This is a genomic window from Streptomyces sp. NPDC090741, from assembly GCF_044769045.1.
GTDB lineage: Bacteria > Actinomycetota > Actinomycetes > Streptomycetales > Streptomycetaceae > Streptomyces.
On record NZ_JBIVXF010000003.1, the window covers coordinates 544,929 to 561,628 of the forward strand.

The 16,700-nt window shown below is 70.0% G+C and carries 14 protein-coding genes; 5 read left to right on the forward strand and 9 right to left on the reverse strand.

The annotated features are described in order from the left end of the window. Positions 1–141 precede the first annotated feature (141 nt). The 3 genes from ACIQU4_RS11980 (at position 142) to ACIQU4_RS11990 (ending at position 3,680) form a co-directional block, all read left to right on the forward strand. The gene (locus ACIQU4_RS11980) at positions 142–1,581 is read left to right on the forward strand and encodes an aldehyde dehydrogenase family protein (protein ID WP_403728461.1); all 1,440 of its coding nucleotides are present in this window, start codon (positions 142–144) and stop codon (positions 1,579–1,581) included. Positions 1,582–1,701: 120 nt separating this feature from the next. Next, complete coding sequence (locus tag ACIQU4_RS11985) at positions 1,702–2,091, forward strand: thioredoxin family protein (protein WP_403728463.1); 390 nt, start codon at positions 1,702–1,704, stop codon at positions 2,089–2,091. Positions 2,092–2,240: 149 nt separating this feature from the next. After that, positions 2,241–3,680 (forward strand): dihydrolipoyl dehydrogenase family protein, encoded by a 1,440-nt coding sequence (locus ACIQU4_RS11990; RefSeq protein WP_403728464.1) that lies wholly within the window; start codon positions 2,241–2,243, stop codon positions 3,678–3,680. On the opposite strand, the gene ACIQU4_RS11995 is transcribed toward ACIQU4_RS11990, so the two are convergent. Then, on the reverse strand, positions 3,652–3,954 hold the full coding sequence (locus tag ACIQU4_RS11995) for a DUF2087 domain-containing protein (protein ID WP_403728465.1): 303 nt from the start codon (positions 3,952–3,954) through the stop codon (positions 3,652–3,654). The genes ACIQU4_RS11990 and ACIQU4_RS11995 overlap by 29 nt on opposite strands. Positions 3,955–4,121: 167 nt before the next feature. Here ACIQU4_RS11995 and ACIQU4_RS12000 point away from each other — a divergent pair, with 167 nt between their 5' ends. Beyond that, the gene (locus tag ACIQU4_RS12000; protein ID WP_403728467.1) at positions 4,122–6,884 is read left to right on the forward strand and encodes a penicillin acylase family protein; all 2,763 of its coding nucleotides are present in this window, start codon (positions 4,122–4,124) and stop codon (positions 6,882–6,884) included. Positions 6,885–6,987: 103 nt separating this feature from the next. Here ACIQU4_RS12000 and ACIQU4_RS12005 read toward each other — a convergent pair whose 3' ends face one another. The 6 genes from ACIQU4_RS12005 to ACIQU4_RS12030 form a co-directional block, all read right to left on the reverse strand. Beyond that, the gene (locus ACIQU4_RS12005; RefSeq protein WP_403728469.1) at positions 6,988–7,638 is read right to left on the reverse strand and encodes a hypothetical protein; all 651 of its coding nucleotides are present in this window, start codon (positions 7,636–7,638) and stop codon (positions 6,988–6,990) included. Then, positions 7,635–8,105 carry a DUF6114 domain-containing protein gene (locus tag ACIQU4_RS12010; RefSeq protein ID WP_403728471.1) on the reverse strand — a complete coding sequence of 157 codons (471 nt, stop codon included), beginning with the start codon at positions 8,103–8,105 and terminating at the stop codon, positions 7,635–7,637. The genes ACIQU4_RS12005 and ACIQU4_RS12010 overlap by 4 nt, the downstream gene beginning before the upstream one ends. Beyond that, a complete protein-coding gene (locus ACIQU4_RS12015; protein ID WP_403728472.1) occupies positions 8,096–8,746 on the reverse strand; it encodes a DUF6230 family protein in 651 nt (216 codons plus the stop codon). The genes ACIQU4_RS12010 and ACIQU4_RS12015 overlap by 10 nt, the downstream gene beginning before the upstream one ends. A 148-nt stretch (positions 8,747–8,894) precedes the next feature. Beyond that, positions 8,895–9,677, reverse strand: coding sequence for a MerR family transcriptional regulator (locus ACIQU4_RS12020; protein WP_403728474.1), 783 nt, complete (start codon positions 9,675–9,677; stop codon positions 8,895–8,897). 52 nt (positions 9,678–9,729) lie between these two features. Beyond that, positions 9,730–10,917 carry a methyltransferase gene (locus ACIQU4_RS12025; protein ID WP_403728555.1) on the reverse strand — a complete coding sequence of 396 codons (1,188 nt, stop codon included), beginning with the start codon at positions 10,915–10,917 and terminating at the stop codon, positions 9,730–9,732. A 94-nt stretch (positions 10,918–11,011) separates the two neighbouring features. Beyond that, positions 11,012–11,362, reverse strand: coding sequence for a tetratricopeptide repeat protein (locus ACIQU4_RS12030; protein ID WP_403728476.1), 351 nt, complete (start codon positions 11,360–11,362; stop codon positions 11,012–11,014). A gap of 107 nt (positions 11,363–11,469) precedes the next feature. Between ACIQU4_RS12030 and ACIQU4_RS12035 the strand changes: the two genes are divergently transcribed. Beyond that, positions 11,470–12,435, forward strand: coding sequence for a pirin family protein (locus tag ACIQU4_RS12035; RefSeq protein ID WP_403728478.1), 966 nt, complete (start codon positions 11,470–11,472; stop codon positions 12,433–12,435). 306 nt (positions 12,436–12,741) lie between these two features. On the opposite strand, the gene ACIQU4_RS12040 is transcribed toward ACIQU4_RS12035, so the two are convergent. Further along, a complete protein-coding gene (locus ACIQU4_RS12040; RefSeq protein WP_403728479.1) occupies positions 12,742–13,239 on the reverse strand; it encodes a hypothetical protein in 498 nt (165 codons plus the stop codon). Between the two features lie 498 nt (positions 13,240–13,737). After that, complete coding sequence (locus tag ACIQU4_RS12045) at positions 13,738–16,692, reverse strand: DUF499 domain-containing protein (protein ID WP_403728481.1); 2,955 nt, start codon at positions 16,690–16,692, stop codon at positions 13,738–13,740. Between the last annotated feature and the right edge of the window lie 8 nt (positions 16,693–16,700).

Below are 16,700 nucleotides of genomic sequence, written 5' to 3' on the forward strand. Positions count from 1 at the left end.
CGCCGCCGGGCCGTCGATCATTTCCGGTCACGGCGGCCCGTCAACTGCCCAATAACTGAACAGATGTGGTGCCTCCGGTCTGGCACGATGGCGCGTGCTGCCGCCCCCCGCCCCGCCCATCCCCACCGGAGGCCCCGCGCCATGCCGCTCCTCGAACCGACGCTCTGGCAGGACGGACCGACCCTGACCGGGGGCGCCGCCCCGGTCGTCGAACCCGCCACCGGCCGCACCCTGGCCACCCTCGCCCTGGCCGCGCCCGCCGATGTCGCCGAGTCCGCCCTACGGGCCCGGGCCGCCCAGGAGGACTGGGCGCGGGCCTCCCACATGGAGCGGGCCGCGGTCCTGCGCCGCGCCGGAGACCTGTTCGCCGCCCACGCGCAGGAGCTGCGGGACTGGCTGGTGCGGGAGTCCGGCTCCATACCCGGCAAGGCCGACTTCGAGCTGCACGTCGCCGCCCAGGAGTGCTACGAGGCCGCCGCACTGGCCTCCCGCCCGGCCGGGCAGGTGCTGCCGAGCGAGGCGCCGCGGCTCTCCTTCACCCGCCGGGTCCCGGCCGGGGTGGTGGGCGTGGTGGCCCCGTTCAACGCGCCGCTGATCCTGGCGATCCGCTCGGTCGCCCCGGCCCTCGCCCTCGGCAACGCCGTGCTGCTCAAGCCGGACCGGCGGACCGCCGTGTGCGGCGGGCTCGCGCTCGCCGCCGTCTTCGCGGCCGCCGGGCTGCCGGACGGGCTGCTGCACGTGCTGCCCGGGGGCGCGGAGACCGGGGCGGCGGTGGTCGCCGATCCGCTGGTCCGGGTGGTGTCGTTCACCGGGTCGACGGCCGCCGGACGGCTCGTCGGGGAGCTGGCGGGCCGTCATCTCAAGCGGGCGCACTTGGAGTTGGGCGGGAACTCGGCCCTCGTCGTGCTCAAGGACGCCGATGTCGAGGCCGCCGTGGCGCAGGCCTCCTGGGGCTCGTTCTTCCACCAGGGCCAGATCTGCATGACGGCCGGCCGGCACCTCGTCCACGCCTCGCTGTACGACGAGTACGTAGAGCGGCTCGCCGCGCGGGCCGAGGCGCTGGCGGTGGGGGACCCGTACCGCGAGCGGGTGCACCTTGGGCCGCTGATCGACCGCGGCCAGCTGGAGCGGGTCCACGCCCTGGTCGAGGCGAGCACGGAGCAGGGCGCCAAGCTCGTCGCCGGCGGCACGTACGAGGGGCTCTTCTACCGGCCGACCGTGCTGGCGGGCGTCGCCGACGACACCCCCGCCTACGCGGAGGAGGTCTTCGGCCCGGTGGCGCCCGTACGGTCCTTCGTGACGGAGGAGGAGGCGGTGGCCCTGGCTTCGGCCGGCCCGTACGGCCTCTCGCTCGGGATCGTGACCCGCGACGCGGCGCGCGGGATGGAGCTGGCGGGGCGGATCCCGACCGGGATCGCGCACGTCAACGACCAGACGGTGAACGACGAGGCGGTGGCCCCGTTCGGCGGGGTCGGCGCCTCGGGCACCGGGGCCCGCTTCGGCGGCGAGGCGAACCTGGACGCCTTCACGGAACTGCGCTGGACGACGGTCCGCTCGGCTCCGGCGGGGCACCCTTTCTGAGACGGCACGTACGTGCGGGCCGCCGACGCCGTGCGGCGGCCCGCACGTGCACCGCGGCGGAATGCGCGGGGCGAGCCGATCGTTCAAGGTGCATACAAGGCAATCAGGAGGTCTGGAACCGTGGCTACTGTCGAGCTCACCAAGGAGAACTTCGACCAGACGGTCAGCGAGAACCCGTTCGTGCTGATCGATTTCTGGGCGGGCTGGTGCCGGCCCTGCCTCCAGTTCGCCCCGGTCTACGAGAAGGCCTCGGAGGCCCACTCGGACCTGGTCTTCGCCAAGGTGGACACGGAGGCGCAGCAGGAGCTGGCGGCCGCCTTCCAGATCACCTCGATCCCGACGCTGATGATCGTCCGGGACCAGGTGGCGATCTTCGCGCAGCCCGGCGCGCTGCCGGAGGCCGCGCTGACGGACCTGATCGGGCAGGCGCGGGCGCTGGACATGGAGGAGGTGCGCGCGAAGATCGCCGCGTCGCAGCAGGACGGGCAGCCCGGCACGGCGGAGGCCTGAGCTCCCACCCGCCGACCGGCCGCGGGACCGCGCCGTCGAGCATCTGCCGCGCGAGCGCCCGCGGGTCTGGACGCGGCCACCGCGCGTCTCCCGCGCGCCCCACGGTCCCCACGTAAGGTGACAGGGAACAAGAGCCCCTGGAACCACGGATGGTGACTGTGTCGGAAGCGGTGGAGTACGACGTCGTGGTGCTCGGCGGGGGACCGGCGGGCGAGAACGTCGTGGACCGGACCCGCGCCGCCGGGCTGACGACCGCCCTGGTGGAGGCCGAACTCATCGGCGGTGAATGCTCGTACTGGGCCTGTGTCCCCAGCAAGGCACTGCTGCGCCCGGCGCTGGCCAGGGCGGACGCCCGCCGGGTGCCCGGGCTCGCGGGCTCCGTGGAGGGGCCGCTGGACGCGGCGGCCGTGTTCGCGCACCGCGACTACTGGACCTCCAGCTGGAAGGACGACGGCCAGGTCGACTGGATCGAGTCGATCGGCGCCCACCTCTACCGGGGCCACGGTCGCCTGTACGGGGTCCGCAAGGTCGCCGTCACCAGCCCCGAGGGCGAGCACCACGTGCTCGCGGCCCGGCACGCCGTGGTCGTCGCCACCGGCACCCGCGCCGTGATCCCGGACGTGCCCGGGCTCGCCGGGGCGCGGCCGTGGACCAGCCGGGAGGCCACGTCCGCCCAGCAGGCGCCGGGCCGGCTGCTGATCGTGGGCGGCTCGGTGGTGGCCGCCGAGATGGCCACGGCCTGGCAGGCCCTCGGATCCCGGGTGACGGTCCTCGTACGCGGCTCCGGGCTGCTGCCGCGGATGGAGCCCTTCGCCGGCGAGCTGGTCGTCGAGGCGCTGCGCGAGGCCGGTGCGGTGGTCCGTACGGACGTTGCCGTCGAGGCGGTCGTACGGGACGGCTCGACCGGGCCCGTCCAGGTGGTACTGGAGGGCGGCGAGATCCTGGAGGGCGACGAGCTGCTGATGGCGACCGGCCGCTCGCCGCACACCGAGGACATCGGGCTGGAGACCGTCGGGCTGACCCCGGGGGACTGGATCCCGGTCGACGAAAGCTGCCGCGTCCAGGGCCACGACTGGCTGTACGCCGTCGGCGATGTCAACCACCGCGCGCTGCTGACCCACCAGGGCAAGTACCAGGCCCGGATCGCCGGGGCCGCCATCGCCGCCCGCGCGGCGGGCAGCCCCCCGCTCGACACCGGCCGCTGGGGCGCGCACGCGGCGACCGCCGATACGCAGGCCCTGCCGCAGGCGGTGTTCACCGACCCGGAGGCGGCGGCCGTGGGCCTCACCCTCGCGGAGGCCGAGCGGGCGGGCCACCGGGTCCGCGCCGTCGACTACGACCTCGGCAAGGTCTCGGGCGCCGGCCTGTACGCCGACGGGTACCGGGGCCGGGCCCGGATGGTCGTCGACCTGGACCGGGAGGTGCTCCTCGGGGCCACCTTCGTCGGCCCGGGCGCGGCCGAGCTGCTGCACGCGGCCACGATCGCGGTCGCGGCGGAGGTCCCGATCGACCGGCTGTGGCATGCCGTCCCGGCGTTCCCGACGATCAGCGAGATCTGGCTCAGGCTGCTGGAGGCGTACCGGGGATAGCCGGGTCCACGACGTCGGCCCGCCGGTAGCTGCTGCCGTCGCGGGTGCGGGTCAGCAGGCCCGAGGTGATCAGGTAGCGCCGCAGCGCCGAGCAGTCCTCGTGCACGGTGCGCAGCGCGTCGTTCACCTCGGGCTCGGTGTACGTCCGGCCCTCCTCGAAGAGGGTCTCGGCGAGGTGGGCGAGCAGCTGCTCGCGGCGGGCGGCCTTGCGCGGGATGGCGACGAGCCGGCCGCCGGAGAAGAGGTCGGCGACATGGCGCTCTTTCTGTGACATGGCAGCGAGCCTGTCCGACACCCCGCATGTCCGGCAACGGATTTATGCCCGACGCACTGTCGGCGACGCCAACTCCCCTGAAAAGTGACGGTCGTTCATCTTACTGAGCGGTAGGCCCCGCCAGTACCCTCCCCCGTGACCGCTTCCTGCCCCACGGAGGAGCACGTATGCGACGTCCCACCGCCCGCCTGAGAACTGCCGTAGCCGCCGGGGTGATCGCCCTCGGCGCCGCCCTGCTCTCCCCGCTCGCGGCCGCGACCGCGGCCGCGGCGCCGCCCGCCGATCCCGTGCCGCTTCCCGTCGCCGACCACTGCGGCGGCCAGTGCGCGGACATCCTGCCGCCCGGCCAGAACGGCAACGCAACCCTCGCCCAGATCCTCCTGCACAAGGCGTTCGGCACGATGCCCGCCCACGCCTCCGACCAACTGGCCCGCTACGACTCGCTGGTGGCCGGATATCCCGGGCTCACCGACGCCAAGGTCAACGACTTCTTCAACGACGCGTCCTTCGGGGTCCCCGCCGACCAGATCGAGTCGACCACCAGCCCGCGCTCCGACGTCACCATCACCCGCGACAAGAAGACCGGCGTCCCCCACATCAAGGGCACCACCCGCTACGGGACTTCCTTCGGAGCGGGCTTCGCCGCCGCCCAGGACCGGCTCTGGCAGATGGACCTCTTCCGCCACGTCGGCCGCGGCGACCTGACCCCGTTCGCCGGCGGAGCCCTCGCCAACCAGGGCCTGGAGCAGCAGTTCTGGCCGCAGGCCCCGTACACCGAGGCCGACCTCCAGGCGCAGGTGGACCGGATCCGCACCACAGAGGGCGACCGCGGCCGCCTCGCGATGGAGGACGCGCAGGCGTACGTCGACGGCATCAACGCCTACCGCGTGCAGTCCAAGGACGGCCGTTACTTCCCCGGCGAGTACGTCCTCACCGGCCACATCGACTCGATCACCAACGCCGGCGAGATCCAGCCGTTCAAGACCACCGACCTGATCGCCCTCGCCTCCGTCGTCGGCGGGCTGTTCGGCGGCGGTGGCGGCGGCGAGGTGCAGGCCGCGCTCTCCCTGCTCGCCGCGCAGCAGAAGTACGGTCTGGAGGAGGGCACCCGGGTCTGGGAGTCCTTCCGCGAGCGCGACGACCCCGAGGCCGTGCTCACCGTCCACGACGGCACGAGCTTCCCGTACGCACGGAAGCCCGCGAACCCGCAGGGCACCGCGCTCCCGGATCCCGGCTCGGTCACCGCCGAGCAGCTGGTCTACGACCGCACGGGCGCGGCGGCCACCGCGGCCGCCGCCGATCCGCCGAAGCCGGTCAAGCAGAGCATGTCCAACGCCCTGCTCGTCTCGGGGGCGAAGACCGCGAGCGGCCACCCCGTCGCCGTCTTCGGTCCGCAGACCGGCTACCTCGCGCCCCAACTCCTCATGCTCCAGGAGCTCCAGGGCCCCGGTATCAGCGCCCGTGGCGCCTCCTTCGCCGGGGTGAGCATGTACGTCCAGCTCGGCCGCGGCCAGGACTACGCCTGGAGCGCCACCTCCGCCGGGCAGGACATCACCGACACCTTCGCCGTCGAGCTGTGCGAGCCGGGCGGCGGGGTCCCGACCACCGCGAGCGCCTCGTACCTCTACCGCGGCACCTGCACCCCCATGGAGAAGCTGGAGCGCACCAACACCTGGAAGTCCTCGGTGGCCGACCCGACGCCGAACGGCTCGTACCGGATGCAGGTCTGGCGGACGAACTACGGCATGGTGACCCACCGCGCCACCGTCGCGGGCAAGCCCGTTGCCTACACCGCGCTGCGCTCCACGTACCGCCACGAGGCCGACTCGATCATCGGCTTCCAGATGCTCAACGACCCCTCGTACGTGACGGACGCCCGTACGTTCCAGCAGGCCGCCCAGCACATCGGCTACGCGTTCAACTGGTTCTACGCCGACGCGCGCGAAGCGGCGTACTACAACAGCGGGTCGAACCCGGTCCGGCCGGCCGGCGTCGACGCCGCGCTGCCGATCGCGGCGAAGCAGGAGTACGAGTGGCAGGGCTTCGACCCGGCGGCCAACACCGCCGCGTACACCCCGCCCGCCGAGCACCCGCAGTCCATCGGGCAGGACTACTACATCAGTTGGAACAACAAGCAGGCCAAGGAGTACGGCGCGGCCGGCTTCGGCATGGGCTCCGTGCACCGCGGCGACCTCCTCGACCAGCGCGTGAAACCGCTCGTCGCCGCGGGCGGGGTCACCCGCGCCAAGCTCACCCAGGCCATGGCGGACGCGGCCGTCACCGACCTGCGGGCCGAGAACCTGCTGCCCGAGCTGCTCGCGGTGCTGCGCAGCCGACCGGTCACCGATCCGGCGGTGGCCGCCGCCGTCGACAAGCTGGCGGCGTGGCAGGCGGCGGGGACCGAGCGAAAGGAGACCGCTCAGGGCTCGAAGGCGTACGCGCACGCCGACGCCATCCGGATCATGGACGCCTGGTGGCCGCTGCTGATCGAGGCCGAGTTCGAACCGGGGCTCGGGGCGCCGCTCTACGACGCTCTGCGGGCCTCCCTGACCGTCGACGAGGCGCCCAACGCGGGCCACGGGCCCACCGGTTCCCATGCCGGGTCGGCGTTCCAGTACGGCTGGTGGAGCTACGCGGACAAGGACCTGCGCTCGGTGCTCGGACGGCCGGTCGCCGGCCCGCTGGCCAAGGCGTACTGCGGCGGCGGCTCGCTGTCCGCGTGCCGCGACGCGATGGCGGCCACGCTCAAGCAGGCCGCCGCAGCCGCCCCGGCGGCGGTGTACCCGGCCGACGGGACCTGCGCGGCCGGCAACCAGTGGTGCGCGGACTCGATCGTGCAGCGTCCGGTCGGCGGGCTGAGCCACCCGCAGATCAACTGGCAGAACCGGCCGACGTACCAGCAGGTGGTGGAGTTCCCGGCACACCGCTGAGGCCCCGCCCGTACCGCTGACCCGCCCGTACCGCCGAGGAGGCCCGCCGGCCCCGGATCGCTCCGGGGCCGGCGGGCCTCCTCGTACGGGTTGCCGCCGCCCGTCAGGGGCCGACGGTGATCTGCTGCGCCGGGTCGGTCGTGTCGGTGACCTTGTACACGGCGTTGAAGACGGACGAGGTCGCGCTGGTCGGGCAGCCGAACCCGCCGGTGACCGTGACCGGCACGGAGGCGTTGGTGAAGGTCAGGCTCGGCGGGGCGCCGTTCACCCAGGACCCGCCGACGTTCGCCGGGGCGGTGGGGGCGGCGGTGACCGTACAGGTGGCCAGGCCGGTCGTGTGCACGACGAGCCCGCCGACGGGGACGGTCATGGTGGCGGTGATCGGGGTGCCGTTCTGCATCGACACCGACCAGGAACCGCTGGTGGTGACCGTCGGGGTCACGCCCGGGATGCTGGAGGTGCACGAGCTGTACGTCGGCGCGGTGATCGGCGACGAGACGGGACCTGCGGGGTTCTGGTTCCCGGGGGCGGCCGGGACCGTGCCGGTGGAGACGGAGACCGTACAAGTCACCGTCACCGAACCGGCCTTGAGGGTGGCCTTGCCGCTGAGGGCGGCTTTGAACGAGTGCCCGGCCGGGGTGACGGTGGTCGATCCGGCCAGCGGCGAGGGCGCGGCGGTGGCGGTGACCGAGGCCACCGACAGCGCTCCGGCGGCGGCCAACCCGAGGGCGAGCGCGGTACGCGTGCGGCTCATGGCTGTGCTCCTTGGGGATCGGGGTGCGCGGTGGTGCCGGTTGGGGTGGGGGGATGCGGTGGTACGGGGTCCGGCGGCCCGGGAGAGGGACGCGGGGCGGCGGAGTTCGGCGCGGGAGGGTTCGGCTGCCAGGCGAACATCAGCCCGCCGCCGAGGATCCCGAGCAGGGTGCCGATCAGGAACCCGCCGAGGTTCGACATGACCAGTGCGGCCGTGGCGATGAGCGTGGTGAGGACACCGGCGAGGCTGCGCTGTGCGGGCGAGAACCAGGCGGTGAGGCCGAGCACGATCATGACGATGCCCATCAGGACGGAGGGGATGCCCGCGATGCCCTGCTGGAGCATCACCTTCAGCGGTGCGAGCGGCAGGGCGCAGATCTCCGCCCCGGCGAGGACGGCGAAGAGCCCTCCCCAGAACGGGCGGCCCCGACGCCACTGCCGCCACCGCCGCCAGAGGCTCAGAAGCATTCCTTCTTGCCCTTGCTGATGTTCATGCTGAGCCCGGAGAGCTTGAAGGTGCCCGCGTTCGTGGCCCAGGCCGTCTGCTGCAGATCCGTGATGCTGACGGTGTCCGCCTGCTGGGCGAACAGGTCCTGCATGCCCACGGCCTCCGTCGGCCCCTTGTCGAGGGTGGAGGCGTCGCGGCCGATCTCGATGTTGCTGAACACGGCGTCGCCGGCGAGCTGGGTGGCGTCGACGAACAGGTTGCTGGCCTCGACCGGCGTCTTCTTGCCCGCGGTGAGGTTGAGCGAGATGTCGCCGACGACCGGGAGCGTGGTCACGACCGACTGGCAGAGGCTGTGGAGCTTGGCCTCCTTGATGGCGGTGACCGCCACCGGGATGAGCTCCTCGCGGGCGTTGACGTCGATGCTGCCGTACTGGGCGAAGCCCTCGCCCTCCAGGCTCGTCGCCGACACCTTGAACTGCTGGCCCGACACGGCGAAGGAGGCGGCGAGCGCGCCTTGCGCGAGGGCGATGCCGAGGCCCGCGGTCACGGCGATGGCGGGGAGGGTCAGGACGGCGAAGCGGCGCCAGCGGACGCGGCCGCCTCCCTCGTCGTCTCTGCCGGGCGGGGCGGAGGAACCCGATAAGTTGGGGGAATCTGCCATGAGATCGTCCCTTATTTCGGCTGTGCACCGTTGTTACCGACGAGTTGAATGTAAGAGTGCCAATGGGGGTTGGCAAGGTTGTTCGACCGCGCCTTTTCGGCCGACTCCTACCGATCGGTTACTGCTTCCAGCGCGGTCTTACGCGGGTTTACGCGTCCTTGCGGAGCAGTTCGGCGACCTCCGCCTCCACCCGCAGGGCCATCGCCCGGGCGAACTCCGAAGCCACGACCTCGCCCGCCACCGGACGCAGCGCCGCCACCGCGTCCGAGATGTGATCCAGTTGGGTGGCCGAAAGTCGCTCCAACCCGTCCGGTCCGATCACATGCCGCCGGAACAGTCCCACGAAACGGTCGGCGAGTGCGGCCGCCTGCGTCTGTACGAAGTCCCCCGCGTCGAGGATCTCCGCGAGCGGCACGCCCTGCCGCACGAGCGTGAGCGTGGCCTCCAGCAGGCGCCGGCTCTGGTGCGTGACCCGGTCGCCCTCGATCCGTACGTACCCCAGCTCCGCGGCCCGCCGGGTGTCCGCGGCCGTCCCCGCGGGGCCGAACAGCCCGCGCAGCTCGGCCAGGGTCATGATGACCGGCTCCTCGTGGACCCAGTCGCGGGTCATCGCCCGCTCCAGGCCCAGGAGTTGGGACAGCCCGCCGCCAGCCTCCCAGGCGTGCAGCAGCTCGGCGATCCCGTTGACGGTGTATCCGCGCCCGAGGAGATCGCTGATGAGGCGCAGCCGGGTCAGGTGGTCCGCGGAGTACCAGGCGATGCGGCCCTCGCGGCGCGGCGGCGGGAGCAGCCCGCGCTCCTGGTAGTAGCGCAGGTTGCGCACCTTGACGCCGGCCGCGCGGGCCAGGTCCTCGCGGCGGTAGCGCTCGCCGCCGGCGCTGGTGTCCGCGCTGCCGTCCGTACCGTCTTCTTCTCGCACCTGCCTGCTCACGCGGCCGAGTGTAGGGCGAACCGGGGGAGCTACCGGCGGGTGTACCGGCAGGTCACATGGGGCGCGGCCGCTCTTCCTGCTTGACCGCCCGCAGCACCACGAACTTCGGTTCGCTCGCGGCGACTTCGCTGTTGCCGAAGAGGCGGCGCAGGTGGGTGTGGTAGCCCATGTGGCGGTTGGCGACCACCCACAGCTCACCGCCCGGGCGCAGCACCTTGCGCGACTGCGCGAACATGCGCAGCGCCGTCGCGTCCGTCGTCGCCTGGTGGGAGTGGAACGGCGGGTTGCACAGCACCAGGTCGACCGAGCCCGGGTCCAGCATGGCCACGCCGTCGCCCACGAGGAAGTCGGCCCGCTCGCGCTCGTGCTGGACGTTGGTGCGGAACGTGGCCTTCGCCGAGGCGACGGCCTGGTACGACTCGTCGGTGAACACGATCTCGGCGCGCGGGTCCGCGACCGCGACCGCCGTGCCGACGATGCCGTTGCCGCAGCCCAGGTCCACGACCCGGGCGCCGTTCGTGTTGTTCGGGATGCTCTGGAGGAAGAAGCGGGTGCCGACGTCGAGCCGGTCGGCGCAGAAGATCCCGGCGTGGTTGACGGCGGTGAGGCCGGAGCCCGAGCCCGCGTCCTCGTCCAGCGTGTACGTCACCGGCCACGGGTCGACGGCCCGCGTCGAGGTGGCGCTCGGCGTGCAGAAGATCAGCCGGGCCTTCTTCTCGGCGAGCGAGGTCCTGGTCGGGCCGAGGATCCGCTCGAAGAGCTTCAGCGTGGAGGTGTGGATCTCCTTGACCATGCCCGTGCCCACGACGACCGTGCCGGCGTGCACGTGCGGCGCCAGCCGGTACAGCTGGTCCTCCAGCAGCGCCAGGCTCTTCGGCACTCGTACGAGGAGCACGTCGATCCGCTCGGGCGGCGGGTCCTGCGTGGTCAGCAGCCGCACCGTGGACTTGGCGGTGCCGATCCCGGCACGGTCCAGGTTCGCGGCGGTGCCGGCCCGGGCGAGGTAGGAGTCGGTGATCTGCGTGGGGTGGTACGCGGCCAGTGCCGTCGTGAGCGCCCCCCAGCGGTCTCCGAGGATGGTGATCTGCCCGGCGCCGGCCAGGTCCACCGGGCCGTGTTCCCCCGTACCGGAGTCGAGGTGGCGCAGCAGGTACTCGTCGGCGGCGTCCCAGGCGCGGAGCTGGTCGCGCGGGTCTTCGGGGAAGCGGGTGAGCTCGTGGGAGCCGAAAGGCGTGGTCAGACGGTTCATCGTGACCCCAGGCTAACCGAGGCTGCGGCCCGGCCCCGCACGCACGGGGCCGGGTGGTGCGCCACTCGGCGCACCACCTGGGGCGCTACTCGGGGAACTCGCCCGCCATCGCGGCGGCGATCCGCAGGTGGGGGCGGGCTTCGTCGGCCCGGCCCTGGCGCTCCAGCGTCCGGCCGAGCATCAGCTGTGCGTAGTCCTCCACCGGCCAGCGCTCGAGGATGGCGCGGAGCTCGTGCTCGGCGCGGGAGAGCCGGGCGCAGTGGTAGTAGGCGCGGGCCAGCAGCAGCCGGGGCGCGAGCTGCTCGGGGGCCTCGCCGGCCAGCGCCTCCAGGATGTTCGCGGCCGTCGTGTACTCCTTCGCGTCGAAGAAGAGCCGGGCGCGCTCCCAGCGCTCGGCCGCCGTGCCGTGCTCGAAGTACGTCGTCGGCGCGTTCATCGAGATCCCTTCCGCCGTTCAGGTGATGTGTCCGCCTGCCCCAACACGTGGGGGCGGCCGGACATTCCACCGAACGCGGCGCCGGTGTCGGTACTAAGTTGTGCAGTATGAGCAATCTCGATCGCCAGCCCGCTCTCTCCGCCTGCGGCGGCCGCGGCTTCGTCGTGGCCGAACCCGTCCGCGAGCTCCTCAGCCCGCGTACGGTCAAGCTCGGGGAATCCACCGAGGTCCGCCGACTCCTGCCGAACCTGGGCCGCCGCATGGTGGGCGCCTGGTGCTTCGTCGACCACTACGGCCCGGACGACATCGCGGGCGAGCCCGGCATGCAGGTCGCCCCGCACCCCCACTCCGGGCTCCAGACCGTGAGCTGGCTGCACGACGGCGAGGTGCTGCACCGGGACAGCGTGGGCAGCCTCGAGACGATCCGCCCGCGCGAGCTCGGCCTGATGACGTCCGGCCGCGGGATCAGCCACTCGGAGGAGAGCCCGCGCTCGCACGGCCGCATCCTGCACGGGGCCCAGCTGTGGGTGGCCCTCCCGGAGGACCACCGCAATGTGGAGCCCCATTTCCAGCACCACGCGGAGCTCCCGCAGGTGACCTCCCCGGGCCTGACGGCGACGGTCATCCTGGGCACCCTGGACACCGCGACCTCGCCGGGCACGGCGTACAGCCCGATCGTCGGCGCGGACCTGGCGCTCGCGGCGGGCACGGAGACCCGGCTCCCGCTCGACCCGGACTTCGAGTACGCGGTGCTGTCGATGTCGGGGGAGGCGCACGTGGACGGCGTCCCGGTCCTCCCGGGCTCGATGCTCTACCTCGGCTGCGGCCGCACGGAACTCCCCCTGCGGGCATCCTCGGACGCCGGCCTGATGCTCCTGGGCGGCGAGCCGTTCGAGGAGGAGATCGTGATGTTCTGGAACTGGATCGGGTGCAGCAACGAGGAGATCGTACAGGCTCGCAAGGACTGGATGGAGGGCACCCGCTTCGGCGAAGTGAAGGGCTACGACGGCCCCCCGATCCCTGCGCCGCAGCTCCCGCCGGGGCCGCTGAAGGCACGTGGGCGGGTGCGCTGACCTGCGGTTTTCCAAAGTTGGTGACCAGTCGAGATCAGCCGAGGAGCGGCCGCATCCCGTGCGGAGATCCTTTCCGGCGGGGCAAGCAACGGGGGCTCCGGAAGGCCCTCTCCGGGCCCTCGACGTTTCCCAGGTGTGACCAGCTGGGGTCAGCTTTGCCAGGACCAATGCTGACCCAATGCTGACTTTGGTGATAGTTCGTCAGGTCCGCTGATGTTCCGTCATGAGGTTCTCGGTGGCGTTCGAAGCCCGGCGCTGCTCGGTACAACGCGTTGTACCGAGCAGCGGGTCTGGCGCGGCGCTGGGTCAGGCGGCGTCGCTTGCGACGGAAGGTCGCCTCCGCGAGCCGAAAGCGGAGTCGAAGGGACGGCAGTGCGTCGTAGGCACGAGCAGATACGGCGCCCCTGAACCCGCGACCGAGTGGGGGCCGGTCTGCCCCGCCGCGAGGGCCTCGTACGGGGTGAGGACGTCGAGGCTGTCGAACTCGTAGTAGAGGGGTAGCACGGTCCACGCGACGAGCTGGAGGTGCGCGCGGACCGCGGCGCTCTCGATCGCGTGGCGGTGCGTCGCCCGACTGGTCATGCTGCACTTGCAGTCGATCATTGCGACGTGGCCCTCCTTGGCGGCAAGGAGGTCGGGAGTCCATCGAAGGGAGCTGTCGGTCTTTCGGAGTGCGGCTTGAACAGGGTGGGTGAGGACTCCCTGGCCCCACAGGTTGACCGCCCATCCGCGCGCGGTCAGTTCCTCGGCGATGCGCTGCTCGTGGGCGTCCCCCACGGCCTTCCTCTGCTGAAAGCTCGGCATGACGAGAAGTGTTGCGCAGCGCGCTCCCGGCCAAACGAGGGGCGGATGCAGACCGGCCAGGCAAAACCCCGCAGAACCCGTCCGCCAGAGTCCGCCCGTGTCCGCCTGAGTCCAGCTGTGTCTCACTGCGTTCGGACATTGTTGACCGGAAATCGCCCATGGTCGTCCCCGTTCCTCCCGGGGCGGATCGACCTGTGCGGTCTGGCTCACCCTTCGCAGGAAGCGGGTACGCAAGCAGCTGTACGTTCGGTGAGCGGGCGCTCTCGTCCGGCGATCCCTTCCCCTTGGTCGCCTGTGTACATTTGTGTGGCAAGGGTGTCTGCTGAAGGCGACTCACTGAACGCTCATGCATGCCCAACAGTGTTTCCTGGCCCGCCTGACCAACATCTACTCCGGTGGCGTCCCTATCTCCCTACAAAGAGATGGGGACGCCACCGAGTGTTCACAGGCGACTTTCACTACCCATCAGGTGCACGAGTCTGGCTGGCATGCCAACCTCTAGAGGTCGTCCTGCTCTACTCGTGAGCTGGAACCGGGTACCTGTGATGCCTTTCCAAGCATGCTCTTCGTCTCTCCAGTGGCGGCCGAGATAGTGATCTGCAAGCCAACCATCTGGAGATGGTTCTGGCTCGACTTTGCTGGGTCGACGAGCGACGCTACCTCGCGCAGCATGTGCCAGACCTGCTCCCGCTTCACAGGGTCGGTAACCGAAGAGAGAGGGATGCTGATGACTGTGGTTTCAAACGACGGCTCGGGCGCCCTGCCGGCTTGAACCGGAATAGTGACCGCAGTGTGGCCAGGAGCGGGCGAGCCGCACTCACTGATTCGCTCGGATGCCACCCCGGCAGCGTCACTGCTGTTGGTGGCGTCGGCCTCCTCTCCGTTCCGTTGCCCCGGCGGTGTTAGGAGCAGTCGCGGCCGGAGCTGCTGTTGCAGAGTTGCTGACTGGATCTGCGTCGCGCTCGCCGGGCGAATCTCTACGCCGTCGCTGTCGGTCAGCATCCATTCATCGGACGTGGCCAGCTTGAACAGCGCCAGACGCATTTCCTCGTCCGTTTGAATTAGCGGCCAGGTCGGATCGCTGTAGGGGTGCGCGAACAGCTCCTTAGGTGTCAGGTCCCGCCCGTACTGACCCGACGTGATGAGCTGCGCCACATACTCGGCGGAGAGCTGGTTCATCTGGACGGCCCGGCCATCCGCTACCAGGGCAGTCCATACATGACGACCAGAGAGCGATGTCTGCGGCTCTGGTAGCGTCTTGTACTGCACTGCGAGGCCGCTGTCAGTCCTCAACACAAACGCATAGTGCTGGTACGCCCAAACGACAGCCTCATCAAGCTTCTGGGTGGCTTGGTCACGGCGCGCGCGTGCTTCGGCAAGTTCTTCACTGTCCTCAGCCAGTTGAGCGACAACCTGATTCCAGGCTAGATAGTCGCGTGCGAAAGCCTTCGCCCGGTCCCGTCGCTGGGTGGTGGCCACAGCCATCACCATCGAAGCTGCAAAAGTACTGGGCAATCCTGGAGATATTCCGTACGCGACGTCGATGTCAGCACGAGTTGCCTGGTCCCGGCCGTTGAGCAGAGTCCAGCGGCGAGGGTCGAGGACAACGAGCCTCGTCTGCTGAGAATCCAGTCCAGAAAAGGCGGCGGACGCAGAGGCTTCATGGTCAGGACGCGCCAGCTTGTGGAGAGCGGTAAAGCTGTGCTTCTCCGCCAGTGCTTGTGCACGCACCCACACCATGTCGACTGACTCTTCACCACTGACCATCGACAGAGCATTTGCGTGGTACATATTCAGCGTCTGTTTGATGGACAGATAGAAACGCTCAGCCCCCCTGCTTGGTCGGCTCCGCTCAAGGGCACCAAGTCCTCCCTCGGCCGGGCTCGCCACGAGGGCGTTGAACACTTCTTCGGCCGCTGAATAGTCAACGCCAGGACCCGCAACCGCGGCCAGCAGCTCAGCCTTGGTTGCTCCCCGGACCGCGCGAGGGCGGGGTACCAGACTGTAGGCCAGGCATGCGGTACCCATCCGCAATGCCGGCACTGGCTGTCCGGCATCAACCCCATTGGCCTTCAAGGCGGCATCAAGGACAAACGCTGTACCACCACCTGCACCAGTGTTGACGATGTCAGTGGTCGCCACAGCGCGGTAGCCCTGAATCGCTCGGTCGTTGCCTGCAAGCACACCGCTTGAGAGAAGTGCCTCCAGTGCGCTGGTGTGGAGCGGTATGTCGCCCACGCCAATGAGGGCGGGAGCCCAGCGTCCCGATTTGTGCTCGTTACTCCAGAAGAGGGCGGTACGGGCAAAGATCGACACGGTCGAACGCACTCGCTGGAAGGCCTGAACTACGGTCCACTCCTTACTTACCAGAGCGAAAAGATCCGGATGGAACGGGTAGGTTTCAGCAACCCGTTCCGATAGTCCGGCCAGTGTGCGCTTACTTCCAAGAGGCGTGTATACCTGATCTTTCCATGCCCCCCGTTGGCCGGCCGCAGTGAAAGCAGCAGCTGTGGAATTCTCGACATCATCAGTCTTGGCCTGAGCAAAAAGACGCCGACGAATGATCTGCGCGAAGTCGGACGGCTCAGTTACCGTTACCGTCTCCCCGTTCCGCTGCAATCGCGGACTCAGGTAGTCACGAAAGGCTACGGCTGCCGGATGGTAGCCGCTCTGGTCCTCCTCGCTCTTGATCATGACGATCACAAGAGCCACGCTAGGTTGATCATCCACAGCGTCAGTCAGGGCATTCAGGAACGCCTGCTCGCCGGGCATCCCGCCGATGGCGCTCTCATCGGTGAGCGCCATGGTGTAGTCCATGAGTTCATCAATGAGAACCAAAACCGGGCGATCAACCTCGGCAAACGCCGCCTGCAAGGTCGCCTTGTTCGCCCCCAGATTGCTGTAATGCTGGTAGCGGGTCATCCTGTCCGGGTTTTCTGCGAACAACAGCCAAAGAAAGCGACCAAATAGATCCGTAGCAGGGCCAAAGCGAGGGTCGGTCTTTCCGGGCGACATCCCATCGCAGGTCAAGATGACCGGAAGTACTCGGGACAGGTCGACCGGGTTCTGACCTGCACTAGCCTCCACACTCACTGCCTGCCCTAGCTCAGATGAGAAGAAAGCGCCAGGGCGACTAATCATGTGCCAGATCCCGACGAGCGCGTGGCTCTTTCCGCCACCCATCCCCTGATCGAGATGAAAGCACGCCTGTGCTTCGAGATGGCTCACGCCGAGCCTGCGAGCTACGCGGCCAAGAAACCCTACAAGCTTTGGAGTTGGCTGGGTGATGTCCGTGTAGTAAGTGCAGTCTGCGTACGGCACAGGAACGGTCTGGTAGACAGCCTTGGCCAGGCTCATCTGCAGCTCGCCTACCGACCCTTCAGTCTGGCGAACCTCGTCGCGCAGCGTCAGCACATCAGCCCAGTGAGCGACGGGAGAGGTAGAAGCGGTCACGTCGTCTC

Coding starts and splice junctions, on each gene's coding strand:
- ACIQU4_RS11980 (WP_403728461.1), top strand. CDS start 142: ATGCCGCTCCTCGAACCGACGCTCTGGCAGGACGGACCGACCCTGACC.
- ACIQU4_RS11990 (WP_403728464.1), top strand. CDS start 2,241: ATGGTGACTGTGTCGGAAGCGGTGGAGTACGACGTCGTGGTGCTCGGC.
- ACIQU4_RS11995 (WP_403728465.1), bottom strand. CDS start 3,954: ATGTCACAGAAAGAGCGCCATGTCGCCGACCTCTTCTCCGGCGGCCGG.
- ACIQU4_RS12000 (WP_403728467.1), top strand. CDS start 4,122: ATGCGACGTCCCACCGCCCGCCTGAGAACTGCCGTAGCCGCCGGGGTG.
- ACIQU4_RS12005 (WP_403728469.1), bottom strand. CDS start 7,638: ATGAGCCGCACGCGTACCGCGCTCGCCCTCGGGTTGGCCGCCGCCGGA.
- ACIQU4_RS12010 (WP_403728471.1), bottom strand. CDS start 8,105: ATGCTTCTGAGCCTCTGGCGGCGGTGGCGGCAGTGGCGTCGGGGCCGC.
- ACIQU4_RS12015 (WP_403728472.1), bottom strand. CDS start 8,746: ATGGCAGATTCCCCCAACTTATCGGGTTCCTCCGCCCCGCCCGGCAGA.
- ACIQU4_RS12030 (WP_403728476.1), bottom strand. CDS start 11,362: ATGAACGCGCCGACGACGTACTTCGAGCACGGCACGGCGGCCGAGCGC.
- ACIQU4_RS12035 (WP_403728478.1), top strand. CDS start 11,470: ATGAGCAATCTCGATCGCCAGCCCGCTCTCTCCGCCTGCGGCGGCCGC.
- ACIQU4_RS12040 (WP_403728479.1), bottom strand. CDS start 13,239: ATGCCGAGCTTTCAGCAGAGGAAGGCCGTGGGGGACGCCCACGAGCAG.